Origin of the sequence: Streptomyces roseirectus (genome assembly GCF_014489635.1) — a bacterium.
Taxonomy (GTDB): domain Bacteria; phylum Actinomycetota; class Actinomycetes; order Streptomycetales; family Streptomycetaceae; genus Streptomyces; species Streptomyces roseirectus.
The window spans coordinates 3352571-3374288 of record NZ_CP060828.1 but is presented as its reverse complement, the minus strand read 5'-3'; the positions used below and the strand labels follow the sequence as shown (position 1 = coordinate 3374288).

At 70.0% G+C, this 21718-nt stretch carries 17 protein-coding genes; 10 read left to right on the top strand and 7 right to left on the bottom strand.

All coding sequences use genetic code 11. The features are described 5' to 3' along the window. Positions 1–73 precede the first annotated feature (73 nt). From IAG44_RS13825 to IAG44_RS13810, 4 genes are read left to right on the top strand one after another with little or no spacing between them, the layout of a single operon-like run. Complete coding sequence (locus IAG44_RS13825; RefSeq protein WP_187747430.1) at positions 74–1000, top strand: ABC transporter permease; 927 nt, start codon at positions 74–76, stop codon at positions 998–1000. Continuing rightward, a complete protein-coding gene (locus IAG44_RS13820) occupies positions 993–1934 on the top strand; it encodes an ABC transporter permease (protein WP_187747429.1) in 942 nt (313 codons plus the stop codon). Before IAG44_RS13825 ends, IAG44_RS13820 begins: the two co-directional genes overlap by 8 nt. A gap of 10 nt (positions 1935–1944) precedes the next feature. Next, entirely contained in the window at positions 1945–3003 is a 1059-nt protein-coding gene (locus IAG44_RS13815; RefSeq protein WP_187747428.1) for an ABC transporter ATP-binding protein, read from the top strand. Beyond that, complete coding sequence (locus IAG44_RS13810; RefSeq protein WP_187747427.1) at positions 2996–4105, top strand: ABC transporter ATP-binding protein; 1110 nt, start codon at positions 2996–2998, stop codon at positions 4103–4105. The genes IAG44_RS13815 and IAG44_RS13810 overlap by 8 nt, the downstream gene beginning before the upstream one ends. Before the next feature lie 36 nt (positions 4106–4141). Here IAG44_RS13810 and IAG44_RS13805 read toward each other — a convergent pair whose 3' ends face one another. From IAG44_RS13805 to IAG44_RS13780, 6 genes are all read right to left on the bottom strand, one after another. Continuing rightward, positions 4142–5137, bottom strand: coding sequence for an oligopeptide/dipeptide ABC transporter ATP-binding protein (locus IAG44_RS13805; RefSeq protein WP_187747426.1), 996 nt, complete (start codon positions 5135–5137; stop codon positions 4142–4144). A gap of 1049 nt (positions 5138–6186) precedes the next feature. Continuing rightward, on the bottom strand, positions 6187–7143 hold the full coding sequence (locus tag IAG44_RS13800) for an ABC transporter ATP-binding protein (protein ID WP_187747425.1): 957 nt from the start codon (positions 7141–7143) through the stop codon (positions 6187–6189). Then, positions 7140–8024, bottom strand: a complete 885-nt coding sequence (locus IAG44_RS13795) for an ABC transporter permease (RefSeq protein WP_187747424.1) — start codon at positions 8022–8024, stop codon at positions 7140–7142. The genes IAG44_RS13800 and IAG44_RS13795 overlap by 4 nt, the downstream gene beginning before the upstream one ends. Then, positions 8021–9061: an ABC transporter permease gene (locus IAG44_RS13790; RefSeq protein WP_187747423.1), complete on the bottom strand. Its 1041-nt coding sequence runs from the start codon at positions 9059–9061 to the stop codon at positions 8021–8023. Before IAG44_RS13790 ends, IAG44_RS13795 begins: the two co-directional genes overlap by 4 nt. Then, positions 9058–10866 (bottom strand): ABC transporter substrate-binding protein, encoded by a 1809-nt coding sequence (locus IAG44_RS13785; protein WP_187747422.1) that lies wholly within the window; start codon positions 10864–10866, stop codon positions 9058–9060. Before IAG44_RS13785 ends, IAG44_RS13790 begins: the two co-directional genes overlap by 4 nt. 231 nt (positions 10867–11097) lie before the next feature. Further along, positions 11098–11637 (bottom strand): hypothetical protein, encoded by a 540-nt coding sequence (locus IAG44_RS13780; RefSeq protein WP_187747421.1) that lies wholly within the window; start codon positions 11635–11637, stop codon positions 11098–11100. A 397-nt stretch (positions 11638–12034) separates the two neighbouring features. On the opposite strand from IAG44_RS13780, the gene IAG44_RS13775 reads away from it, so the two are divergent. The 6 genes from IAG44_RS13775 (at position 12035) to IAG44_RS13750 (ending at position 19283) form a co-directional block, all read left to right on the top strand. Further along, positions 12035–12388, top strand: a complete 354-nt coding sequence (locus tag IAG44_RS13775; RefSeq protein WP_246561689.1) for a helix-turn-helix domain-containing protein — start codon at positions 12035–12037, stop codon at positions 12386–12388. A 584-nt stretch (positions 12389–12972) separates the two neighbouring features. Beyond that, positions 12973–14604: a peptide ABC transporter substrate-binding protein gene (locus IAG44_RS13770; RefSeq protein WP_187747420.1), complete on the top strand. Its 1632-nt coding sequence runs from the start codon at positions 12973–12975 to the stop codon at positions 14602–14604. Positions 14605–14610: 6 nt separating this feature from the next. After that, positions 14611–15534, top strand: coding sequence for an ABC transporter permease (locus tag IAG44_RS13765; RefSeq protein WP_187747419.1), 924 nt, complete (start codon positions 14611–14613; stop codon positions 15532–15534). Then, positions 15527–16489 (top strand): ABC transporter permease, encoded by a 963-nt coding sequence (locus tag IAG44_RS13760; RefSeq protein WP_187747418.1) that lies wholly within the window; start codon positions 15527–15529, stop codon positions 16487–16489. Before IAG44_RS13765 ends, IAG44_RS13760 begins: the two co-directional genes overlap by 8 nt. A gap of 747 nt (positions 16490–17236) precedes the next feature. Beyond that, complete coding sequence (locus IAG44_RS13755) at positions 17237–18226, top strand: ABC transporter ATP-binding protein (protein ID WP_187747417.1); 990 nt, start codon at positions 17237–17239, stop codon at positions 18224–18226. Continuing rightward, the gene (locus tag IAG44_RS13750) at positions 18219–19283 is read left to right on the top strand and encodes an ABC transporter ATP-binding protein (protein WP_187747416.1); all 1065 of its coding nucleotides are present in this window, start codon (positions 18219–18221) and stop codon (positions 19281–19283) included. Before IAG44_RS13755 ends, IAG44_RS13750 begins: the two co-directional genes overlap by 8 nt. 151 nt (positions 19284–19434) lie before the next feature. Here IAG44_RS13750 and IAG44_RS13745 read toward each other — a convergent pair whose 3' ends face one another. Then, positions 19435–21573, bottom strand: a complete 2139-nt coding sequence (locus IAG44_RS13745; protein ID WP_187747415.1) for a S9 family peptidase — start codon at positions 21571–21573, stop codon at positions 19435–19437. Positions 21574–21718 lie beyond the last annotated feature (145 nt).

The following is a 21718-nucleotide window of genomic DNA, read 5'->3' as shown; positions in this document are numbered from 1 at the left end:
GCCGTCTCCCGTCCGTACGAGCCCAGCCCCCCGGCCGCGGACGGACTCAGCAACCCCCCCTTCTGGAGTACCCATGGGCCGATATGCGGCGCGACGCCTGCTACAGGCAATCCCTGTACTGATAGGCGTCACGTTCATCATCTTTTGCCTGGTCTTCGCTTTGCCCGGCGACCCGATCCAGGCACTGGCCGGCGAGAAGCGCGCCGACCCCAACATCGCGGCGATGCTGCGCGAGCAGTACCACCTCAACGACCCGCTGTACCAGCAGTACTGGCACTACATCAGCGGTGTCTTCACCGGTGACCTCGGCCAGACGTACAACGGGCGCGAGATCTCGGAACTCGTCTCCGAGCGGTTCCCGGTGACGCTGAAGCTCGCCCTCACCGCGTTCGGCATCGAGGCGGCCATCGGCATCGTCGCCGGTATCTTCGCCGCGCTGAAGAAGGGCAAGTTCATCGACAACGTGGTGCTCGTGTCCACGCTGATCCTGATCTCCATCCCCGTCTTCGTCCTCGGCAGCGTCTTCCAGCTGGAATTCGGTGTGAACCTCAAGATCACACCGGTCGCCGGCATCGAGCAGGGCTGGCCGCAGAGCTACATCCTGCCCGCCATCGTCCTCGCCTCGACCTCGATGGCGTACATCGCCCGTCTGACCCGGACGAGCATGGGCGAGTCGATCCGCGCCGACTACGTGCGCACCGCCGTCGCCAAGGGCCTGCCCCGGCGCCGCGTCATCGGCGTGCACGCGCTGCGCAACTCCCTGATCCCGGTCGTCACCTTCCTGGGCATGGACCTCGGCGCCCTCATGGGCGGCGCCATCATCACCGAGCGCGTCTTCAACCTGCCCGGTCTCGGCGGTCAGATCGCCCAGTCCGTGTACCTGCGCGAACGGCCCATCGTGGTCGGTCTGGTGACCCTGCTCGTCCTGATCTACCTGGTGGCCAACCTCCTCGTAGACCTGCTGTACGCCGTGCTCGACCCGAGGATCCGCTATGAGTGAGAAGACGATAGAGAAGCCCTCTGTCCCCGACGAGGCCGCGCTGGCCAAGGAGCTGGAGGCCGAGGAGAAGGCGGCCGCCCGCCAGGCCAGCCTGCTGCGCGACGGCTGGGCGGACCTGCGCAAGCGGCCCATGTTCATCATTACGATGATCATCATCGTGGCGCTGCTCGCGCTGGCGATCGCGCCCGGTCTCTTCACCTCCCGCTCGCCGTTCACCCCTGGCTTCTGCCAGCTGGAGAACTCCATGAACGGGCCGTCGTCCGGGCACCTGTTCGGCTACGACGTCCAGGGCTGCGACATCTACACCCGCACCGTCTGGGGCACCCGCAACTCGATCGTGGTCGGCGTCCTCACCACGCTCGCCACCACGCTCATCGGCGGCCTCCTCGGCATGCTCGCCGGTCTGATCGGCGGCTGGGTCGACTCGCTCGTCTCCCGCATCACCGAGGTCTTCGCCTCCCTGCCGCTGATCATCGGCGGTCTGCTGATCATGTCGATCTTCAACGCGGGCAACGTCTGGGGCGTCTCGTTCATCATGGCGATCCTCGGCTGGCCACAGGTCTTCCGGATCATGCGCGGCGAGGTCATCGCGAACAAGTACCACGACTACGTCGCGGCGGCCCGCGCCCTCGGCGCCGACTCCAAGCGGATCGCGTTCCGGCACATCCTGCCCAACACGCTGGCCCCCGTCATCGTCATCACGACGATGAACCTCGGCGTCTACATCGCCGCCGAGGCCGCCCTGTCCTACCTCGGCATCGGCATCCTGCCCCCCAACATCTCCTGGGGCCTGATGATCTCCGACGCGCAGGACCGGTTCCTCACCTCGCCGCACGCGCTGCTGTTCCCGGCCGGTTTCCTCAGCATCACCGTGCTGGCGTTCATCATGCTCGGCGACGTGGTGCGCGACGCCTTCGACCCCAAGATGCGCTAGGGAGGCGTACGTGACCACCATCGACACAACAGACGCCGTCCCGGCTCCGGGCGACGGCAAGGGCGGCGACAGCCCGCTCCTCGAAGTGCGTGACCTGCACGTCGAGTTCAAGACCCGCGAGGGCGTCGTCCGCGCCGTCAACGGCGTCAACTACTCGGTCAGGTCCGGGGAGACGCTGGCCGTGCTCGGCGAGTCCGGCTCCGGGAAGTCCGTGACGGCTCAGGCGATCATGGGCATCCTCGACATGCCGCCGGCCAGCATCCCCAAGGGACAGATCCTCTTCCACGGCCAGGACATGCTCGCCATGCCCGAGGAGGAGCGGCGCAAGCTGCGCGGTGCCCGCATCGCGATGATCTTCCAGGACGCGCTCTCCTCGCTCAACCCCGTGCTCAGCGTGGGGTTCCAGCTCGGTGAGATGTTCCGCGTCCACCAGGGGATGTCCAAGAAGGACGCCAAGGCGAAGGCCATCGAGCTGATGGACCGGGTGAAGATCCCGGCCGCCGCGGCGCGCGTGGGCGACTTCCCCCACCAGTTCTCCGGCGGTATGCGCCAGCGCATCATGATCGCGATGGCGCTCGCCCTGGAACCGGACCTGATCATCGCCGACGAGCCGACCACGGCCCTCGACGTGACCGTCCAGGCCCAGGTCATGGACCTGCTCGCGGAGCTCCAGCGCGAGTACCAGATGGGGCTCATCCTCATCACCCACGACCTCGGGGTCGTCGCGGACGTCGCCGACAAGATCGCGGTGATGTACGCGGGCCGGATCGTGGAGACGGCGCCGGTGCACGAGCTCTACAAGCGCCCCGCCCACCCCTACACCCGCGGCCTGCTCGACTCGATCCCGCGCCTGGACCAGAAGGGCCAGGAGCTGTACGCGATCAAGGGCCTGCCGCCCAACCTGCTCAAGGTCCCGCAGGGCTGCGCCTTCAACCCGCGCTGCGACCGCGCGCAGGACATCTGCCGTACCGAGCTTCCCCCGCTTGTCCCGGTGACCGAGCGGGACGGGGCCGAACTGCCCGGCCGCACCAGCGCGTGCCACTTCTGGAAGGAGACGATCCATGGCTGAGACGACCAAGGCCGCCGAGCCCGAGGACGTCACGCCGGACGTCTCCGAGTCCGCGAAGCCGGCCCCCGCCGACCGGGGGGAGCCGATCCTCCAGGTGCGCAACCTCGTCAAGCACTTCCCGCTGACGCAGGGCATCGTCATCAAGCGCCAGGTCGGCGCCGTCAAGGCCGTCGACGGGGTCACCTTCGACCTCTACAAGGGCGAGACCCTGGGCATCGTGGGCGAGTCCGGCTGCGGCAAGTCGACCGTCGCCAAGCTCCTGATGAACCTGGAGCGGGCAACGTCCGGCGAGGTCTTCTACAAGGGCGAGGACATCACCCGGCTGTCCGGCAAGGCCCTCAAGGCCGTCCGCCGGAACATCCAGATGATCTTCCAGGACCCGTACACCTCGCTGAACCCGCGCATGACCGTCGGCGACATCATCGGGGAGCCCTTCGACATCCACCCCGAGGTGGCGCCCAAGGGCGACCGGCGGGCGCGGGTGAAGGAACTCCTCGACGTCGTCGGCCTGAACCCGGAGTACATCAACCGCTACCCCCACCAGTTCTCCGGTGGCCAGCGGCAGCGCATCGGCATCGCCCGCGGACTCGCCCTCAACCCCGAGGTCATCATCTGCGACGAGCCGGTCTCCGCGCTGGACGTCTCCGTGCAGGCGCAGGTCATCAACCTGATGGAGGGGCTGCAGGACGAGTTCGACCTGTCCTACATCTTCATCGCGCACGACCTGTCGATCGTCCGGCACATCTCGGACCGCGTCGGCGTCATGTACCTCGGCAAGCTCGCCGAGATCGGCACCGACGAGCAGATCTACGAGCACCCGACGCACCCGTACACGCAGGCGCTCCTGTCGGCCGTCCCCGTTCCGGACCCCGACGCGCGGGAGACCCGCGAGCGGATCATCCTCACCGGCGACGTGCCGTCCCCGGCCAACCCGCCCTCCGGGTGCCGCTTCCGCACCCGGTGCTGGAAGGCCCAGGACAAGTGCGCCGAGGAGATCCCGGTCCTCGCGATCCCCGAGCGGTTCCGCGGCGAGGACACCCCGGCCGCACACGACTCGGCGTGCCACTTCGCCGAGGAGAAGGACATCGTCCACGCGGCGTAGGTCACCGGCTCACCCGGTTCCCGGCACCTGGAGGTCTCAGGTGCCGGGAACCGGCGTTTCACGGGCGTGGGTCTCACGGGCGTAGTGACAGGCCACCCCGGTCCCCGTCGCCGCCAGGACGCCCGGATCCTCCGTCCGGCACCTCTCCGCCACCCCCGCCCGCTCGGCCTCCCCGCTCGCCAGTACCGGGCAGCGGGCGCGGAAGCGGCAGCCGGTGGGGATGCGGGAGGGGTCGGGGGGCTCGCCGGTGAGGACGACGGGGGTGCCGGGGGCGTCCGGGAGGACCGACAACAGGGCCTGGGTGTACGGGTGCTGAGGCGCCGTCAGGACCTGGTCGACCGTGCCCGTCTCGACGATCCGGCCCAGGTACATCACCGCGACCCGGTCCGCGATGTTCCACGCGAGACCGAGGTCATGGGTGACGACGAGGGCCGCGAGCCCCAACTCCGTGCGCAGCCGCAGCAGCAGCGCCAGGATCTCGCCGCGCACCGACGCGTCGAGGGACGCCACCGGCTCGTCCGCCACCAGCAGCTCCGGCTCCAGCACCAACGCCCCGGCGATGACGACGCGTTGACGCTGGCCGCCGGACAGTTCGTGCGGGTAGCGCAGGAAGAACCGCTCCGGGGGACGCAGCCCCGCCCGCGCCAACGCCCCCGCCACCGCCGCGCGTTCGTCACCCCCGTACCCGTGGATCCGCGGCCCCTCCGCCACCGCGTCGTACACCGTGTGCCGGGGATTCAACGACCCACTCGGATCCTGCAACACGAGCTGCGCCTTGCGCCGGTACGCCTTCAACGCCCGCGAGCTGTACGCCAACGGCGCGCCGGAGAACGTGACTTCACCCGCACTGGGCCGCACAAGCCCGAGCAACGCCCGCGCCAACGTCGTCTTCCCACACCCCGACTCGCCCACCAGCGCGACGACTTCCCCCGCCCCGACCACCAACTCCACCCCGTCCACAGCCCGCACGGGGGCCCCACCCCGGCGGCCGGGGAAGGTGACGTGCAGGGAGTCAGCGGTCAGAAGGGTCACCGGGGGCTCCTTGGGTGCGGGTGCGGGTGCGGGTGCGGGTGCGGGTGCGAGTGGGGGTGGGGGTGCGAGTGGGGGTGACGGGTGCGGGGTGCTCGGGGGAGTGCCGGGTGTCTGCGCGGGCCACGGGGGGCGTCCCGTCGGGAGGCGAGACTGGCGTTCCGCCGGGTGGCGCGACGGTGTGGGCCGCCGGCCCAACGGCCGGCGCCGGGGCGGCTGCTGCCGGTCTGTCCGACCTGCCGCAGCGCGCGCCACTCGTCGGCACCGGCACGCCGATGCGACGCGCCGACCACCGCCTCGGCGGGCTGCCTGCCGGGTTTCTGGCTCGGCGCCGTCGAGCCAACCCGTGGGACGACACCGCCTTGGCGACGGGTCGGGCCGGGTTTCCCGGACATGGGTCCCTGGCGACGGGTCGGGCTGCGTTCCCCGGGCACGGGTTCCCGGCGACGGGCCGCGCCGCGTTCCCCGGGCGGCGGGCGGCGGGCGTTTCGTTCGTGGTTCGCGGGGCTGGGCCGGCTTCTCGCGGGAGCCCCTGGCAGCGGGCGCGGGCCATCGTTACCGACCGGCCCTCCCGGTTCGCCAGCCGCTCCTCCCGGTTCGCCGGCTGCTCCTGCCGGCTTGCCGGGCGCCTCTCCCGGTCCGTCGGCCTCTGGGTCCGGCTTTCCATCGCCCTCACTGCCCTCACCGCCTCTCGCCCACATGCACGCACGCCGCCGCCCGGCCGGCCCCGGCTGCCCGCAGGGCCTGGTCCTCCGAGGCGCAGACATGGGTCCCGGGCGACGGGTCGCGCCGGGTTCCCCTGACAGGTTCCTGGTGGCGGGCGGCGGGGTTTCGCGCGTGGTTCGCGGGGCGGGGTCGGCTTCTCGGAGGAGCCCCTGGTGGCGGGTGCGGGCCATCGTTGCCGGCCAACCCTCCCGACCCGCCGACCCGGCTTGTCAGCCGCTCCTTCCGGCTTGCCGGGTGCCCCTCCCGGTCCGTCGGCCGCCGGGCCCGGCTTTCCATTGCCCTCGCTGCCCTCACCGCCCTCGCTACTCTCACCGACCTCACCCCCCTCACCGTCCCTCGCCCACGTGCACGCACGCCGCCGCCCGGCCAACCCCCGCTGCCCGTAGGGTCTGGTCCTCCGAGGCGCAGGTGTCCAGCGCGACTCCGCAGCGAGGGTGGAAGGCGCAGCCGGGGGGTAGGGCGGAGGGGTCTGGGGGGTCGCCGGGGAGGCCGTGGGGGGCGAAGCGGGCTGTGGGGTCGCCGATGCGGGGGAAGGCTGAGGCGAGGGCTTGGGCGTAGGGGTGGTGGGGTGAAGTGAAGACCTTGTGGGCCGGGCCTTTCTCCACGATGCGGCCCGCGTACATGATCGCCAGACGGTCGCAGGTGTCGGCCAGGACTGCCAGGTCGTGGCTGATCATGATCAGGCTCAGTTCCTCGTCCGCGACCAGCCCTTCGATGAGGCGGAGGATCTGGGCCTGCACCATGACGTCGAGGGCGGTGGTGGGTTCGTCGGCGATGATCAGGCCGGGCTCGCAGGCCAGGGCCATGGCGATCATGACGCGTTGGCGCTGGCCGCCGGAGAGTTCGTGGGGGTAGGCGCGCCCGCGCGCGGCGGGGAGGCCGACCTGCTCCAGCAGTTCCCCGGCCCGCCGCCGAGCGGCGCCCGGCGTCGCCCGTCCGTGCAGGACGATCGGCTCGGCGATCTGGTCGGCCACGCGGTGGACGGGGTTGAGGGAGTGCATGGCCCCCTGGAAGACGAGCGAGGCCCCGGCCCAGCGGACGGCCCGCAGCCGCCCCCAGCGCATCGTCAACACATCCTCCCCGTCCAGCAGGACCTGCCCCGACACCTGGGCCCCGGCGGGCAGCAACCGCAGCAGCGTGAGTGCCAGCGTCGACTTCCCGCACCCCGACTCGCCCGCCACCCCCAGCTTCTGACCGGCCGTCAACTCCAGGTCCACACCCCGGACCGCCGCGAACCCGCCCGCGTACGTCACCCGCAGATCCCGTACCTCAAGGACGCTCAACTCCGCACCCCCAGCCGGGGGTTGAGCACCGACTCGACGGCGCGCCCGCACAGCGTGAACGCCAGCGCGACCCCCGCGATCGCGATCCCCGGTGGCACCAGGTACCACCAGTCACCGGAACTCACCGCGCCCGCCTCCCTGGCCTCCTGGAGAAGTCCGCCCCAGGACACGACCGTCGGATCCCCGAGCCCTAGGAACGCGAGCGTCGCCTCCGTGAGGATCGACGACGACACCATGAGCGTCGTCTGCGCGAGCACCAGCGGCATCACGTTGGGCAGGACGTGCCGGAGCATGATGTGCCCGTGCCCGCCCCCCAGCGCCGTCGCGCGTTCGATGTACGGCCGCGACTCGACGGCCAGCGTCTGCGCCCGCACCAGCCGGGCCGTCGTCGGCCAGGTCGTGACGCCGATCGCGAGGACGACCGTCCCGAGGGAGCGGGACATGACGGTCGCGAGGGCGATGGCGAGGACCAGCGTCGGCATGACGAGGAACCAGTCCGTGACGCGCATCGCGACGGTCGCGTACACGCCCTTGAAGTGCCCGGCGGTGATGCCGACGACCGCGCCGATCGCCACCGACAGGACCGCCGCGAGCAGCCCGACCAGCAGCGACACCCGCGAGCCCCAGATCACGAGCCCCAGCAGGTCACGCCCGTACACGTCGGTGCCGAGCCAGAACTCGCCGCTCGGGCTCTCCATCGGACGGCCGGGCGCGTCGGTCACGCCGGTGACGTCCGCGCCGATCGTGAGCGGTGCCGTGAGGGCGACCAGCGCGAACGCGGCCAGCGCGGCGAGCCCCAGCAGGCCCGCGCGGTGTGTGCGGTAGGTGTGCCAGAAGCGGACGGCGCTCAGGCGCCGGCGCTGCCACGCCAGGGTCGTCATCGGGCGGCCACCCTCGGGTCGAGCAGCGGATAGACGAGGTCGGCGAGGGTGTTCATGACGATCACCGCCGACGCGAAGAACAGGAACAGGCCCTGCACGAGCGGCAGATCGGGCACGCTGAGCGCCTGGTAGAAGAGCCCGCCGAGCCCCGGCCAGGAGAACACCGTCTCGACGAGGATCACCCCGGCGACGGTCCGGCCCAGGTTCACGAAGACCAGCGTCACCGTCGGCAGCAGCGCGTTCGGCACGGCGTGCCGGCGCCGCACCACCGCGTCCCGAAGTCCCTTGGCCCGCGCGGTCGTCAGATAGTCGCTGCCCATCTCGTCGAGCAGCGCGGACCGTGTCACGAGCAGCGTCTGCCCGTACTCGACGGCGACGAGGGTGACGACCGGCAGCACCAAGTGGTGGGCGACGTCCAGGACATACGCGAACCCCTCCTCACCACCCGTCTCCATGCCACCGGTTGGGAACAGCCCCGGGATCGGGCCGGCGCCCACCGCGAACACGATGATCAGCAGCAGCCCCAGCCAGAACGACGGGACCGAGTAGAGGAGCAGCGCGAGCCCGGTGTGGAAGCGGTCGCCGAGCCCGCCGTGCCGCCACGCGGAGCGGGTGCCAAGCGCGACGCCGAGCACCGTGTAGAGGACGAACGCGGTGCCCGTCAGCAGCAGCGTGTTCGGCAGCGCCTCGGTGATCTTGTCGACGACGGGCGCGCGGAACTGGTACGAGGTCCCGAGGTCACCGGTGAGCGCCTTGCCGCAGTAGTCCGTGAACTGCCGCCACACCGGCAGGTCGAGCCCGAACTCCTCCCGGTAGCGCGCCAGTTGCTCCGCCGACACCTGCCGGCCCCCGGTCATCGTCTTCACCGGGTCGCCGGGGATCAGCCGGAACAGGAAGAACGCGGTGACCAGCACCGCCAGCAGGGAGACGACGGCCCCGCCCAACTTCCCCGCGACGTACGGGAGATAGCCGGCCCCAGGCGAGCCGTCCGACGTCCGCGCGGCCTTCCCGACGTCCCCGGCGACCGCCTCGCTCACTCCCGGTCCTCCGCCCCCGCGCGCCGCCGCAGCCCGAGGAACACCCCGGCGCCGGCGAGCAGGGCGGCCCCGGCGACGATCCCGGCGATCACCCCGCCCGACAGGCCCGAGGAGGAGTCACCGGACGCCTCGGCCGGCTCCGCCGACCACCAACTCCAGTAGCCGTCCTGCCCGTAGATGTTCCCGGCGGCCTTCGGCATCGTCGTGATGGACGCGATCTGGTCGGTGCGGTACGCCTCCACGGAGTTCGGGTACGCCATGACGTTCATGTACGCGAGGTCGTACAGGCGGGACTGCATCTGCTTCACCAGCGCGGCGCGTTTCGCCGGGTCGTACTCGGCCAACTGCCGTGCGTACAGGGCGTCGTACTGTTTGTCGCAGATGAAATTGTCCGTCGCGCCGGTGTCCTTGGGGGTCGCGGGCAGGGCCCCGCAGGTGTGGATCGACAGGACGTAGTCCGGGTCCGGGTTGACCGACCAGCCGTCGAAGGCGAGGTCGTAGTTGCCGGCCAGCCAGGGGTCGGTGACGTTGTCGAGGCAGTCGAGGCGGACCCCGATGCCGAGCTTGTCCCACCACTCCTTGAGGTACTGGCCGACGGCCTTGTCGTTGGGGTCGGTCGCGTGGCACAGGACGCGGTACGTGATCGGCCTGCCGTCCTTGCCGAGGCGGCGGCCGTCCGTGTTGGTCCGGTAGCCGGCCTGGTCGAGGAGTTGGGCCGCGCGCTGCGGGTCGTAGGCGAGTTTCTGCTGCGGCGAGGGTTTCCAGAAGTAGTCCGCGAACCGGGGCGGGATGTAGCCCTCGCCCTCCACGGCGTGCCCCTGGAACACCCGGTCCACCAGGGCGGTCCGGTCGACGGCGTGGAACAGGGCCTGGCGGACGCGCTGGTCGAGGAGGGAGGGGTGGCCGTCGCCGAAGCGGGTGCCGTCCTTCGCGCGGGCGCCCGGGTTGACGGCGAGGGCGTAGAAGCGGCGGCCCGGGGCGTCGTTCACCTTGATGTCCTCGTGGTCGGCGAGGGCGTTGGCCTGGGCGGGGGTGAGGTTGTGGACGAAGGACACCTCGCCCTTCTGGAGCGCCGCGACGGCCGCGTCACCGTCCTTGTAGTACTTGAAGAGCAGTTCGTCGAACTTCGGGGCGCCGCGCCAGAACTTCTTGTTGGCCGTCAGGCGGACGTAGGCGTCGGCCTTGTAGTCCGTGAGGAGGAAGGGGCCGTCGCCGACGACCGGGAACGTCTTGTCGTTGTTGAACGAGCCGAGGTCGCCGACCTTCTCCCACACGTGCTTGGGGACGATCGGCATGTCCAGGGCGGTCATGGTGGCCTGCGGGCTCTTCAGCCGGATCACCAGCTGGGTCGGCGTGGGCGCGGTGACCTGGGCGAAGTTGGTGACGTAACTGCCGTTCGCGGTCGCCGCGTCGGGGTCCGTCATCATCTTCGTGAACGTCCACGCCGCGTCCTCGGCGGTGACCTTCCTCCCGTCGGACCAGGTGGCGTCCGGGCGGATCGTGTACGTCCACGTCAGCTTGTCGGGGGAGGGGGACCACTTCGTCGCGAGGCCGGGGACGACGTGGGCGTCGGCGGGGTCGTAGTCCGTCAGGTACTCGTACGTCAGGCGTAGGACGCTGGTGCTGAGGAGGCGGGTGGCGAGGAAGGGGCTCAGGGAGTCGACGCTCTGGGCGACGGCCACGGTGAGGACCTTGGGCTCGTCCTTCGCGTACGCCTGAGGTGCTACGGAGACTACGGGTACTACGGGGAGCAGGAGGGACGCGGTCAGGGCTGCGGCCGTCAGGAGGCGCCCGGGTCGGTTCATCGCACATGACCTCGCTTCACAGCACTCGCACAGGGACCGGTTGACGGACGGTGTACCAGGGCGTCGAAGCCGCCGTCAACGATGCGGACACCCTGTGTGGCCTGCGGAAACGTGCCGATCATCAGATCGTCGTACGGCAGTGGTCTGGACCGGTGAAGCGTGGCTGGTGAGACGCTGACGGCCCGCCGGCGTCGGTCGCCGGCGGGCCGTCACATCACCCCGCGGTCAGGGTCACTTCCACTCCAGGCCCCACACGTTGCTGTCCTTCTTCACGGGGGCGGTGATCCACTTCGACCAGACCTTGCTCTGGACGTACTTGCAGCGCGCGTCGTAGTGGTAGCGGTACTTCGTCGCGAGGAACTTCTTCGACTCGTGGAACATCGTCATGCGGACCTTGGTCTTGCCCGCCTTGTTCTTCGCCGGGATCGTGTACGACCAGCTGCTCGACTTGGTCCACGTCTTGCCGACGGTGACGCTGAACGACGCGCTCGCCTTCGCGAAGATGACGCCGGCCTCGGTGCCGAGGGTCGCGGTGCCGCTGGCGTTGACCGCCGCCGTCGTCGTCTTGTTGTAGGTGAGGGTGCCGCCGAGGTCGTCGTACATCCAGTCGCTGTGCAGGTTCGTCGACTGACGGACGGTGGACTTGTTGGTGATCGTGTACTTGGTGCCCGGGTCGGGCGGGCAGGCGGCGGAGGCGGGGCCCGCCGAGACGGCCACCACACCGCCGGCCAGGACGGCGGACGCGATCACGGAGCTGGCGATTTTCCGCACGAGTTCAATTCCCTTCGGTGAGCGGATCGCCGTCGGTCGTATTCCGGTGGGTAATTCCCGGCGCCGCGGCGAGGTGAAGATTGGCGGCGGGGTGGTCGGGGTGGCAACCGGGATGCGGTCCTGGGGGCTCGGGAAAGGGATTGACGTGGCATCAGGGGCGGACGCCAAAACGCCCAAAGCGGTTCCCTGGGTGCCGGAATTGGCTGCGCGATGGGCGGTTTGCCCCTATGTCCAGAGCGAATAATGTGACCTGGGTCACATCTCGTGGGAATATGTATTCCCCGGCATAAACACCTCCCCAAGGAACCTCAAAAGTTGCCCAAGTGAGGAACCGTCACTCCCGTCGGAGGTGTCCCCTGGGCATCGGCGCTTTCCTCCGCGCCGTCACCACGGGGAGATGAAGAACATGGTCGTGCAGACCGAATCACGAATTCCACACACCTCACGCACGAACGGGGGCTGGGCCTACCTCGGCACCCCGCTGGGCGCGGCAGTCAAAGCCCGCCGCGTCGAACTCGGCCTCACCCAGGAACGCCTCGCCGCCCAGGCCGGCATGAGCCAAGGCGCCCTCTCCCGCCTTGAACGAGGCAAAGCCGTCCCCACCCTGCCCCTCCTCGAACGCCTCGCCGCCGCCATGACCGCCAACCTCCTCATCGCCCTCTCCCCGACCGGCACAGTCCACGTGACCTTCCGCGTCCCCGGCCCCTTGCCCCACCGCCCGAACCCGCCCCGCATGGCGAGCGCACGCTGACCGACTGAGCCGCGCGGAGCGGGGGTTGAGCCCCTGGCCCGCGCGGCGCGGGTTCGGTGGACGGCTTGGATGCCGGTGGCGTCCCGCCCAGTGGTGTATCCGCTCGACTGTCGCGGCTTCGCAGGTCGCGGCCGAGTTCCGCCCGTCGGTCCAGGGCCGGGCGGCCCCCGCTGCGCCGACCGGCTCACGCGGCGGCGCGGGCTTCGGCTGAGCCGGCGATCGCGGGGCGCTCGGACGAGCGCGGTCCGGAGGGCTCCACACCACTCGGCGGGACGCCACCCCAGGGGGCCGCGTCCCGCCTGGCGGCGCAAGCGCTCGCGTGCGCCGGGCGCGCCGTGAGCGTTCGGTGCGGCGGCTCCGGGTGGCCGGCGGACGCGTCCCCCCGGCCCCGACCCCGTCCTCGTCCCCCGACCCCGTCCGAGCGTCCCCGCCCGCCCCGCGCCCCCCGCCGCCCCCTCCCACCCACACACGAACGGACGCCCCAAATGTGCTCTATGTCCGTCCCCCGGTGATAGTGGCCCCATAACGATCGGTGACCGCCGTCTCTGAACAAGGCGCGGTGTGGGAGTGAGAGGGAGGCGTTCATGCGTGGAGTCATGGGTGTGAGGTGGGTTGTGGGGGCGGCGGCGGTCGCGTTGGTGGCGTCGGGGTGTGGTGGGGATGACGGCGGGGGCGGGAGTGGTGGGGATGGGGTGTTGACGGCGTCGTGGGGGGATCCGCAGAACCCCCTGGAGCCGGCCAACACCAATGAGGTGCAGGGCGGGAAGGTGCTGGACATGACCTTCCGGGGGCTCAAGCGGTACGACCCCGAGACCGGCAAGGCGAACGACATGCTCGCCGAGAAGATCGAGACGACGGACTCGCAGAACTTCACGGTGACCGTGAAGGACGGCTGGACGTTCAGCAACGGCGAGAAGGTCACCGCGAAGTCGTTCGTGGACGCCTGGAACTACGCGGCGAGCCTGAAGAACAACCAGAAGAACGCGTACTTCTTCTCGTACATCGACGGCTTCACCAAGACGCACCCCGAGGACGGCAGCGCCCAGACCGCCGACACCCTCTCGGGGTTGAAGGTCACCGGCCCGCTGACCTTCACCATCAGGCTCTCCCAGAAGTTCTCCACGTTCCCCGACACCCTCGGCTACAACGCCTTCGTCCCGCTGCCGCAGGCGTTCTTCACCGACCACGCCGGCTGGCTGAAGAAGCCGGTCGGCAACGGCCCGTACACGATCGACTCGTACACCAAGGGCTCCCAGATGAGCCTGAAGAAGTGGGACGCCTACCCCGGCACCGACAAGGCCCAGAACGGCGGCGTCACCCTCAAGGTCTACACCGACAACAACACGGCGTACACGGACCTGATGGCCGGCAACCTCGACCTCGTCGACGACGTCCCCGCCACCCAGCTCAAGAACGTCAAGAACGACCTCGGCGACCGCTACCTGAACACCCCCGCCGGCATCATCCAGACCCTCGCGTTCCCGTTCTACGACCAGAACTGGAACAAGGCGGGCTCCGAAAAGCTCCGCAAGGGCCTGTCGATGGCCATCAACCGGCAGCAGATCACCGACACGATCTTCCAGAAGACCCGCACCCCCGCCACCGACTGGACCTCACCCGTCCTCGGCGCGGACGGCGGCTACAAGGCGGGCCTGTGCGGCGACGCCTGCCAGTACAACCCCACCGAGGCGAAGAAGCTGATCCAGGAGGCCGGCGGCCTGCCGGGCGGCCAGGTCAAGATCAGCTACAACGCCGACACCGGCTCCCACAAGGACTGGGTCGACGCCGTCTGCAACTCCGTCAACAACGCCCTCGGCAACGAGAAGGCGTGCGTCGGCAACCCCATCGGCACCTTCGCCGACTTCCGCAACCAGATCACCCAGCACAAGATGAGCGGCCCCTTCCGCGCCGGCTGGCAGATGGACTACCCCCTCATCCAGAACTTCCTCCAGCCGCTCTACTACACCGACGCCTCCTCCAACGACGGCCAGTGGTCCAACAAGGACTTCGACAAGCTCGTCGACCAGGCCAACGCCTCGACCGACACCGCCAAGGCCGTCGAGGACTTCCAGAAGGCCGAGGAGGTCCTGCGCGACAACATGGGCGCCATCCCCCTCTGGTACCAGAACGGCAGCGCCGGCTACTCGGACCGCCTCTCCGACGTCAAGCTCAACCCGTTCTCCGTCCCGGTCTACAACGAGATCAAGGTCGGCTGAGCCGCCATGGGACGCTACGTCGTCCGGCGCCTGCTCCAGATGGTCCCCGTCTTCGTCGGCGCCACCCTGCTCATCTTCCTCATGGTCAACGTGATGGGCGACCCCGTCGCGGGCCTGTGCGGCCAGCGGCAGTGCGACCCCGCCACGGCCGCCCAGCTCAAGAAGGAGTTCGGCCTCGACAAGCCCGTCTGGCAGCAGTACCTGACCTACATGGGGAACGTCTTCACCGGCGACTTCGGTACGGCGTTCAACGGCCAGAAGGTCACCGAGCTGATGTCGACGGCGTTCCCCGTCACGATCCGGCTGACGATCGTCGCGATCCTCATCGAGATCGTCCTCGGCATCTCGCTGGGCGTGATCACCGGCCTGCGGCGCGGCAAGCCCGTCGACACGGTCGTCCTCCTCGTCACCCTCGTCGTCATCTCCATCCCCACCTTCGTCACCGGCCTGCTGCTCCAGCTGCTGCTCGGCGTCGAGTGGGGCTGGATCAAACCGTCGGTCTCCTCGGACGCCGAGTTCGGTGAACTCTTCGTCCCCGGGCTCGTGCTGGCGTCCGTGTCACTGGCGTACGTCACCCGGCTGACCCGGACGTCCATCGCGGAGAACCGGCGCGCCGACTACGTCCGCACGGCGATCGCCAAGGGGCTGCCCAGGCGGCGCGTCGTCACCCGGCACCTGCTGCGCAACTCCCTCATCCCCGTCGTCACGTTCATCGGGACGGACGTCGGCGCGCTCATGGGCGGGGCGATCGTCACCGAGCGGATCTTCAACATCCACGGCGTCGGATACCAGCTCTACCAGGGGATCCTGCGCCAGAACACACAGACCGTCGTCGGTTTCGTGACCGTGCTGGTCCTCGTGTTCCTCGTGGCGAACCTGCTCGTCGACCTCCTGTACGCCGTACTCGACCCGAGGATCCGCTATGCCTGAACCCCAGGAACCCGAGGTCGCGATCGCCGGTACCGGGATGGGCGCGGCGATGGACCTCGCGGTCAGCGAGGGGGCCAGCCTGGAGCCCGGTCCCGGCGGGCCGTCGGAGAAACCCCGCTCGCTGTGGTCCGACGCCTGGCGCGACCTGCGCCGCAACCCCGTCTTCCTCGTCTCCGCCCTCGTCATCCTCTTCCTGATCTTCATCTCCCTGTGGCCCTCGGCCATCGCCTCCGGCTCGCCGCTCAAGTGCGACCTCGGCAAGGCCCAGCAGGGCTCCTCCGCCGGGCACCCCTTCGGCTACGACGGGCAGGGCTGCGACGTCTACACCCGCACGGTCTACGGCGCGCGCACCTCCGTCGCCGTCGGCGTGCTCGCCACCCTCGGCGTCGCCGTCTTCGGCAGCGTCCTCGGCGGGCTCGCGGGCTTCTTCGGCGGCGTCTGGGACTCGGTCCTCTCCCGCATCACCGACATCTTCTTCGCGATCCCGGTGGTGCTGGGCGGCCTCGTCCTCCTCTCGGTCGTCACCAGCAACACGATCTGGCCGGTGATCGGCTTCATGGTCCTCCTGGGGTGGCCCCAGATCTCCCGCATCGCGCGCGGCTCCGTCATCACGGCCAAACAGAACGACTACGTCCAGGCCGCGCGCGCCCTCGGCGCCTCCAACTCCCGCATGCTCCTGCGCCACATCGCCCCCAACGCGGTGGCCCCGGTGATCGTCGTCGCCACCATCGCCCTGGGCACCTACATCGCCCTGGAAGCGACCCTCTCCTACCTCGGCGTCGGCCTCAAACCCCCCACCGTCTCCTGGGGCATCGACATCTCCGCCGCCTCCCCCTACATCCGCAACGCCCCCCACGCCCTCCTCTGGCCCTCCGGCGCCCTCGCCATCACCGTCCTCGCCTTCATCATGCTCGGCGACGCCGTCCGCGACGCCCTCGACCCGAAGCTGAGGTGAGGGGGTGAGGACGGCATGGGCACGGGTGGGTTCCGGGGGCGGTGTGTACGCGGCCATGGACGCGGACGACGCCGGCGCGCCCGGCGGTTACCGGTGCGGTGGGTCCCCCGGGACGCCAGGCGTACGGGTCAGCCGTGACCGGAACCGGTCCGGACGGTCGAGGACGCGTGCCCCGGAGCCCGGAGACACTGGACCCTGCCCGGATCCGGCGGCCGGCACGCCGTCGGTCAGCCCGGCGCCCGACGTCATCCCGCGCTGCTGCCGCGTACCCGGGCCGGTACGAGCGGGCGGGCGAGGCGCCGGAACGCCGCGCTCGTGTGGGGCGACGTGGACGAGGTCGGCGCGCCCGGCGATTGTCGGTGCGGCGGGGTGGGGTGCCGCCTCGGGACGGCCGGTGTGCGAGGGCTCGCGGGTGTGCTCGGTGCGCCGGGGTGCCGAGGGCGGTGTGCGGGGGTGTGGGACGTGGGTCTCGCCGACGGTACACGCGGCGACGTGCTCGCGGCTTCGGCGGCCGGTGCTCGGCGGCTCCTGTTCACCGGTCCGGCGAGCTGCCGAGCCCTTGTGCGCCGGTCCTGGGGTGGGGGCCCGACCCGTGCCGGGGAGCGTCGGTGGGGTGTGCGTTGTCGTGCCCGGTCTCGCTGTCCCGGTGTCCCGGTGTTCCGGTGTTCCGGTGTTCCGCGCGTCGCGCGGTGCCGTGTGTCGTTCGTGTCCTGTTCGGTCCGTCCGGAAGTGAGGTGAGCCGTCGTCATGCTGCTCGAAGTGCGTGATCTGCATGTGGAGTTCCGTACGCGGGACGGGGTCGCCAAGGCTGTGAACGGGGTGTCGTACGGGGTGGAGGCGGGGGAGACGCTGGCGGTGCTGGGGGAGTCGGGGTCGGGGAAGTCCGTCACCGCGCAGGCGATCATGGGGATTCTGGATGTGCCGCCGGGGCGGATCGGCGGGGGCGAGATCCTGTTCCAGGGGCAGGATCTGCTGAAGCTCAAGGAGGAGGAGCGGCGGAAGATCAGGGGCGCCCAGATGGCGATGATCTTCCAGGACGCGCTGTCCTCGCTGAACCCCGTGCTGACCGTGGGGGATCAGCTGGGCGAGATGTTCGAGGTGCACCGGGGCATGTCCCGCAAGGACGCCCGCGCCAAGGCCGTCGAGCTGATGGACCGCGTCCGCATCCCCGCCGCGAAGGAACGCGTCCGCCAGTACCCCCACCAGTTCTCCGGCGGCATGCGTCAACGCATCATGATCGCCATGGCGCTGGCGCTTGAGCCGGCGCTGATCATCGCCGACGAGCCGACCACCGCCCTCGACGTCACCGTCCAGGCCCAGGTCATGGACCTGCTCGCGGAGTTGCAGCGCGAGTACAACATGGGCCTGATCCTCATCACCCACGACCTCGGCGTCGTCGCCGACGTCGCCGACCGCATCGCCGTCATGTACGCGGGCCGGATCGTCGAGCAGGCACCGGTGCACGACATCTACAAAGCACCGGCTCATCCCTATACACGCGGACTGCTTGATTCCATCCCCCGTCTTGATCAGAAGGGCCAGGAGCTGTACGCGATCAAGGGGCTGCCACCCAACTTGATGAACATCCCGATGGGTTGCGCGTTCAACCCCCGCTGCCCGATGGCTCAAGACGTCTGCCGGACAGATGTACCACCACTGCACCAGGTTGATCAGGTTGACGGCGGCGGCAGCCGGTCAAGTGCGTGCCACTTCTGGAGGGAATGCCTCAATGGTTGATTCAACAGTTGAGCCGATCCTCGAAGTGACCGGACTGGTCAAGCACTACCCGCTCACTCAAGGCATCCTGTTCAAGAAGCAGGTCGGCGCGGTCAAAGCCGTGGACGGTGTTGATTTCACCCTCAACAGTGGAGAGACCCTGGGCATCGTGGGGGAGTCCGGCTGCGGCAAATCAACAGTCGCCAAGATGCTGGTCAACCTCGAACGCCCCACCGAGGGCTCGATCAAGTACAAGGGCGAGGACATCACCAAGCTGTCCGGGCGGGCCCTCAAGTCGGTCCGCCGGAACATCCAGATGGTGTTCCAGGACCCGTACACCTCGCTCAACCCCCGCATGACCGTCGGCGACATCATCGGCGAACCGTACGAGATCCACCCCGAGGTGGCCCCGAAGGGCGACCGGCGCAAGCGCGTCCAGGACCTCCTGGACGTCGTCGGCCTGAACCCGGAGTACATCAACCGCTACCCCCACCAGTTCTCCGGCGGCCAGCGCCAGCGCATCGGCATCGCGCGCGGACTCGCGCTGCGCCCCGAGGTGATCGTCGCGGACGAACCGGTGTCGGCCCTGGACGTCTCCGTGCAGGCGCAGGTGATCAACCTGCTGGAGCGCCTGCAGAGCGAGTTCGACCTGTCGTACGTGTTCATCGCGCACGACCTGTCGATCGTCCGGCACATCTCGGACCGGGTCGGCGTGATGTACCTGGGCCGGATCGTGGAGATCGGCAAGGACGCGGAGATCTACGACCACCCCACGCACCCGTACACGCAGGCGCTCCTGTCGGCCGTCCCGGTCCCCGACCCGGCCGCGAGGGAGCACCGGGAGCGGATCATCCTGGCCGGCGACGTCCCGTCCCCCACGAACGTCCCCTCCGGCTGCCGCTTCCGCACGCGCTGCTGGAAGGCGAGGGAGCGGTGCGCGCGGGAGGTCCCGCTGCTCGCGGTCCCGGCGGAGTTCAGGGGCGTCGAGGGGCCCGCCGCACACGACTCGGCCTGCCACTTCGCGGAGGAGAAGCAAGTGGTGCCCCCGGAAGACGATCAAGGAAATGCCCCCCGATAACGCCCCAAACGCACAGTAACCGCGTTAACACGCAGGCAACTTTCCCGACCCGGTTCCGATATACGGACGCCCCAAGCTGAACAACGTACGGCCGTGCGGGTGCCGTAAACGGGCCGGAGCGCGCCATGTCGCTCCGGCCCGTTGCCGTGCGTCAGCCCTGGTCGAGCCCCAACGACCGCCGCAGGAAGTCCAGTTGCAGCCGCAGCAGGTTCTCCGCGACCTCCTCCTGCGGGGTCATGTGCGTGACGCCCGACAGCGGCAGCACCTCGTGCGGGCGGCCGGCGGCGAGGAGGGCCGAGGACAGGCGCAGGGAGTGCGCGACGACCACGTTGTCGTCCGCCAGGCCGTGGATGATCATCATCGGCCGGTGTTCGGGTGCCGCGTCGACCAGCCCCGCGTCGTCCACGAGGGAGTTGCGCCGGTAGACGTCCGGCTGCTCGGCGGGGTGGCCGAGGTAGCGCTCCTGGTAGTGGGTGTCGTAGAGGCGCAGGTCGGTGACGGGCGCGCCGACGACGGCCGCGTGGAAGACGTCCGGCCGGCGCAGGACCGCGAGGGCGGCGAGGTAGCCGCCGAAGGACCAGCCCCGGATGGCGACCCGGCTGAGGTCGAGCGGGAACTCGGCGGCGAGCGCCTGGAGCGCGTCGACCTGGTCCTCCAGGACGACGGCGGCGAGTTCGTCGCGCACGGCCTTCTCCCAGGCCGGTGACCGCCCCGGCGTCCCGCGCCCGTCGGCGACGACGACCGCGAACCCCTGGTCGGCGAACCACTGCGAGGTGAGGTGGGGATTGTGCGCGGCGACGACACGCTGCCCGTGCGGACCCCCGTAGGGGTCGAGGAGGACCGGCAGGGGGGTGACACCGTCGTGGTCCCGAGGCAGCAGCACGGCGCACGGAATCCGGCGTGCGCCCCCCTGCGTGAGCCGAACGCGCGGGGACAGGCCGGGATCTTCGGCGTACGAGGCGACCGTCGCGACCACCTTGCCGTCCCGCAGCACACGCGCGCGGGCGCCCGCCCGCTCCAGGGACGCCGAGACGAGGACGGTGACGTCCCCGGAACGCACCGCCGTGTGGACGCCGGGCTCCTGCGAGAGGCGCTGCACGCCCAGCTCGTTGACGCGGTAGACGTGCACCTCGCCGGTCTCGGGATCGGCCGCCTCCTCCCCGGCGGAGGCCGACACCAGGACGTCGTCGGAACCGACGTCCAGGACCGCTCGCACATGCAACTGGGCCGTCGTCAGCGGACGCTCGCCGACCGCGAGGACGCGCGCGCCGCCCTCGTCGGCGATCCGGACGAGCTGTCCGGAAGGGCTCCAGGAGGGCACACCGGCGAAAAGATCCAGCCAAATCCGATCTTCGTCCGCGTGCACCATCCGGGTCGTCCCGGTGTCCGGGTCCACCGCCAGATAGAGCTGGCTCCGCTGGTCGCGCGCCTGTACGAGCAGCAGGGGCGCACCCGCTGCTGACCAGTGCACACGCGCCAGGTACGGGAAGCGCGCACGGTCCCAGACGATCTCGGTCCGGGTCCCGTCGAGGCCCAGCGCGAACAGGCGTACGATCGCGTTCTCGGTGCCCGCCTGCGCGTACGGAATGTGCTGTGGCTCACGTTCCGGGTGGGCCGGGTCCGAGATCCACCACCGCTTCACCGGCGTGTCGTCCACGCACGCCACGAGCAGCCGGTCCGACTCCGGCGACCACCAGAAGCCGCGGTGCCGGTCCATCTCCTCGGCGGCGATGAATTCGGCCAATCCGTACGTGACGGACGCGGATTCTGGTTCGGCGAGCGCCCGATCGCCGTCGCCCTCCGCACCGACGACCCGCAGGGCGCCCCCCGCGACGTACGCGATGTGCCGCCCGTCGGGTGCCGGACGAGGGTCGATCACCGGCCCGCGCACGGGGAGTTCGCGTGCCGTACCGGCCCGCAGCTCGGCCGTGAAAAGCCGCCCTGACAAGGCGAAAGAGGCCAACTCGACGGCCGCGTCGGTGGCGTAGCCGACGATGCCGGCGCCGCCCTCGCGCGTGCGCTCGCGCCGGGCGCGCTCCTCGGGCGGCAGGTCCTCGCCGGCGCCGCCGAGGAGGGCGACGGGATCGGCCGCAAGGCGCTCGGAGCCGTCCGCCGGGTCGAGGATCCACAGGGCGTTCGCGCGATCCGTGCCGGAGGGCGAACGCAGGAACGCGACACGCTCTCCGCCCGGCGCGACGGTGAACGAACGCGGCGCGCCGAGGGTGAACCGCTGGGTACGGGCGTGTCGTCGGGGGAAGGAGTCGGCGGGAGAACCGCTCTCGATGGTCATGGTCCGACCCTACGAGGCATGTTGGCCGCGCGCCCCCTTGCGCGTCCGTGCGCCGAAGGATGCGCGCATATCCGTAGCTATGATCACTACCGCTGTGTGGGTATGAACCTGCTGGCTGTTGTATGGATTTACACGTTCTCCCGCT

Bases quoted from the DNA above. Each gene is read 5' to 3' on its own strand.
- IAG44_RS13755 (WP_187747417.1), top strand. From the start codon at position 17,237: ATGCTGCTCGAAGTGCGTGATCTGCATGTGGAGTTCCGTACGCGGGAC.
- IAG44_RS13795 (WP_187747424.1), bottom strand. From the start codon at position 8,024: ATGACGACCCTGGCGTGGCAGCGCCGGCGCCTGAGCGCCGTCCGCTTC.
- IAG44_RS13810 (WP_187747427.1), top strand. From the start codon at position 2,996: ATGGCTGAGACGACCAAGGCCGCCGAGCCCGAGGACGTCACGCCGGAC.
- IAG44_RS13775 (WP_246561689.1), top strand. From the start codon at position 12,035: ATGAAGAACATGGTCGTGCAGACCGAATCACGAATTCCACACACCTCA.
- IAG44_RS13765 (WP_187747419.1), top strand. From the start codon at position 14,611: ATGGGACGCTACGTCGTCCGGCGCCTGCTCCAGATGGTCCCCGTCTTC.
- IAG44_RS13745 (WP_187747415.1), bottom strand. From the start codon at position 21,573: ATGACCATCGAGAGCGGTTCTCCCGCCGACTCCTTCCCCCGACGACAC.
- IAG44_RS13825 (WP_187747430.1), top strand. From the start codon at position 74: ATGGGCCGATATGCGGCGCGACGCCTGCTACAGGCAATCCCTGTACTG.
- IAG44_RS13760 (WP_187747418.1), top strand. From the start codon at position 15,527: ATGCCTGAACCCCAGGAACCCGAGGTCGCGATCGCCGGTACCGGGATG.
- IAG44_RS13820 (WP_187747429.1), top strand. From the start codon at position 993: ATGAGTGAGAAGACGATAGAGAAGCCCTCTGTCCCCGACGAGGCCGCG.
- IAG44_RS13750 (WP_187747416.1), top strand. From the start codon at position 18,219: ATGGTTGATTCAACAGTTGAGCCGATCCTCGAAGTGACCGGACTGGTC.
- IAG44_RS13770 (WP_187747420.1), top strand. From the start codon at position 12,973: ATGCGTGGAGTCATGGGTGTGAGGTGGGTTGTGGGGGCGGCGGCGGTC.
- IAG44_RS13785 (WP_187747422.1), bottom strand. From the start codon at position 10,866: ATGAACCGACCCGGGCGCCTCCTGACGGCCGCAGCCCTGACCGCGTCC.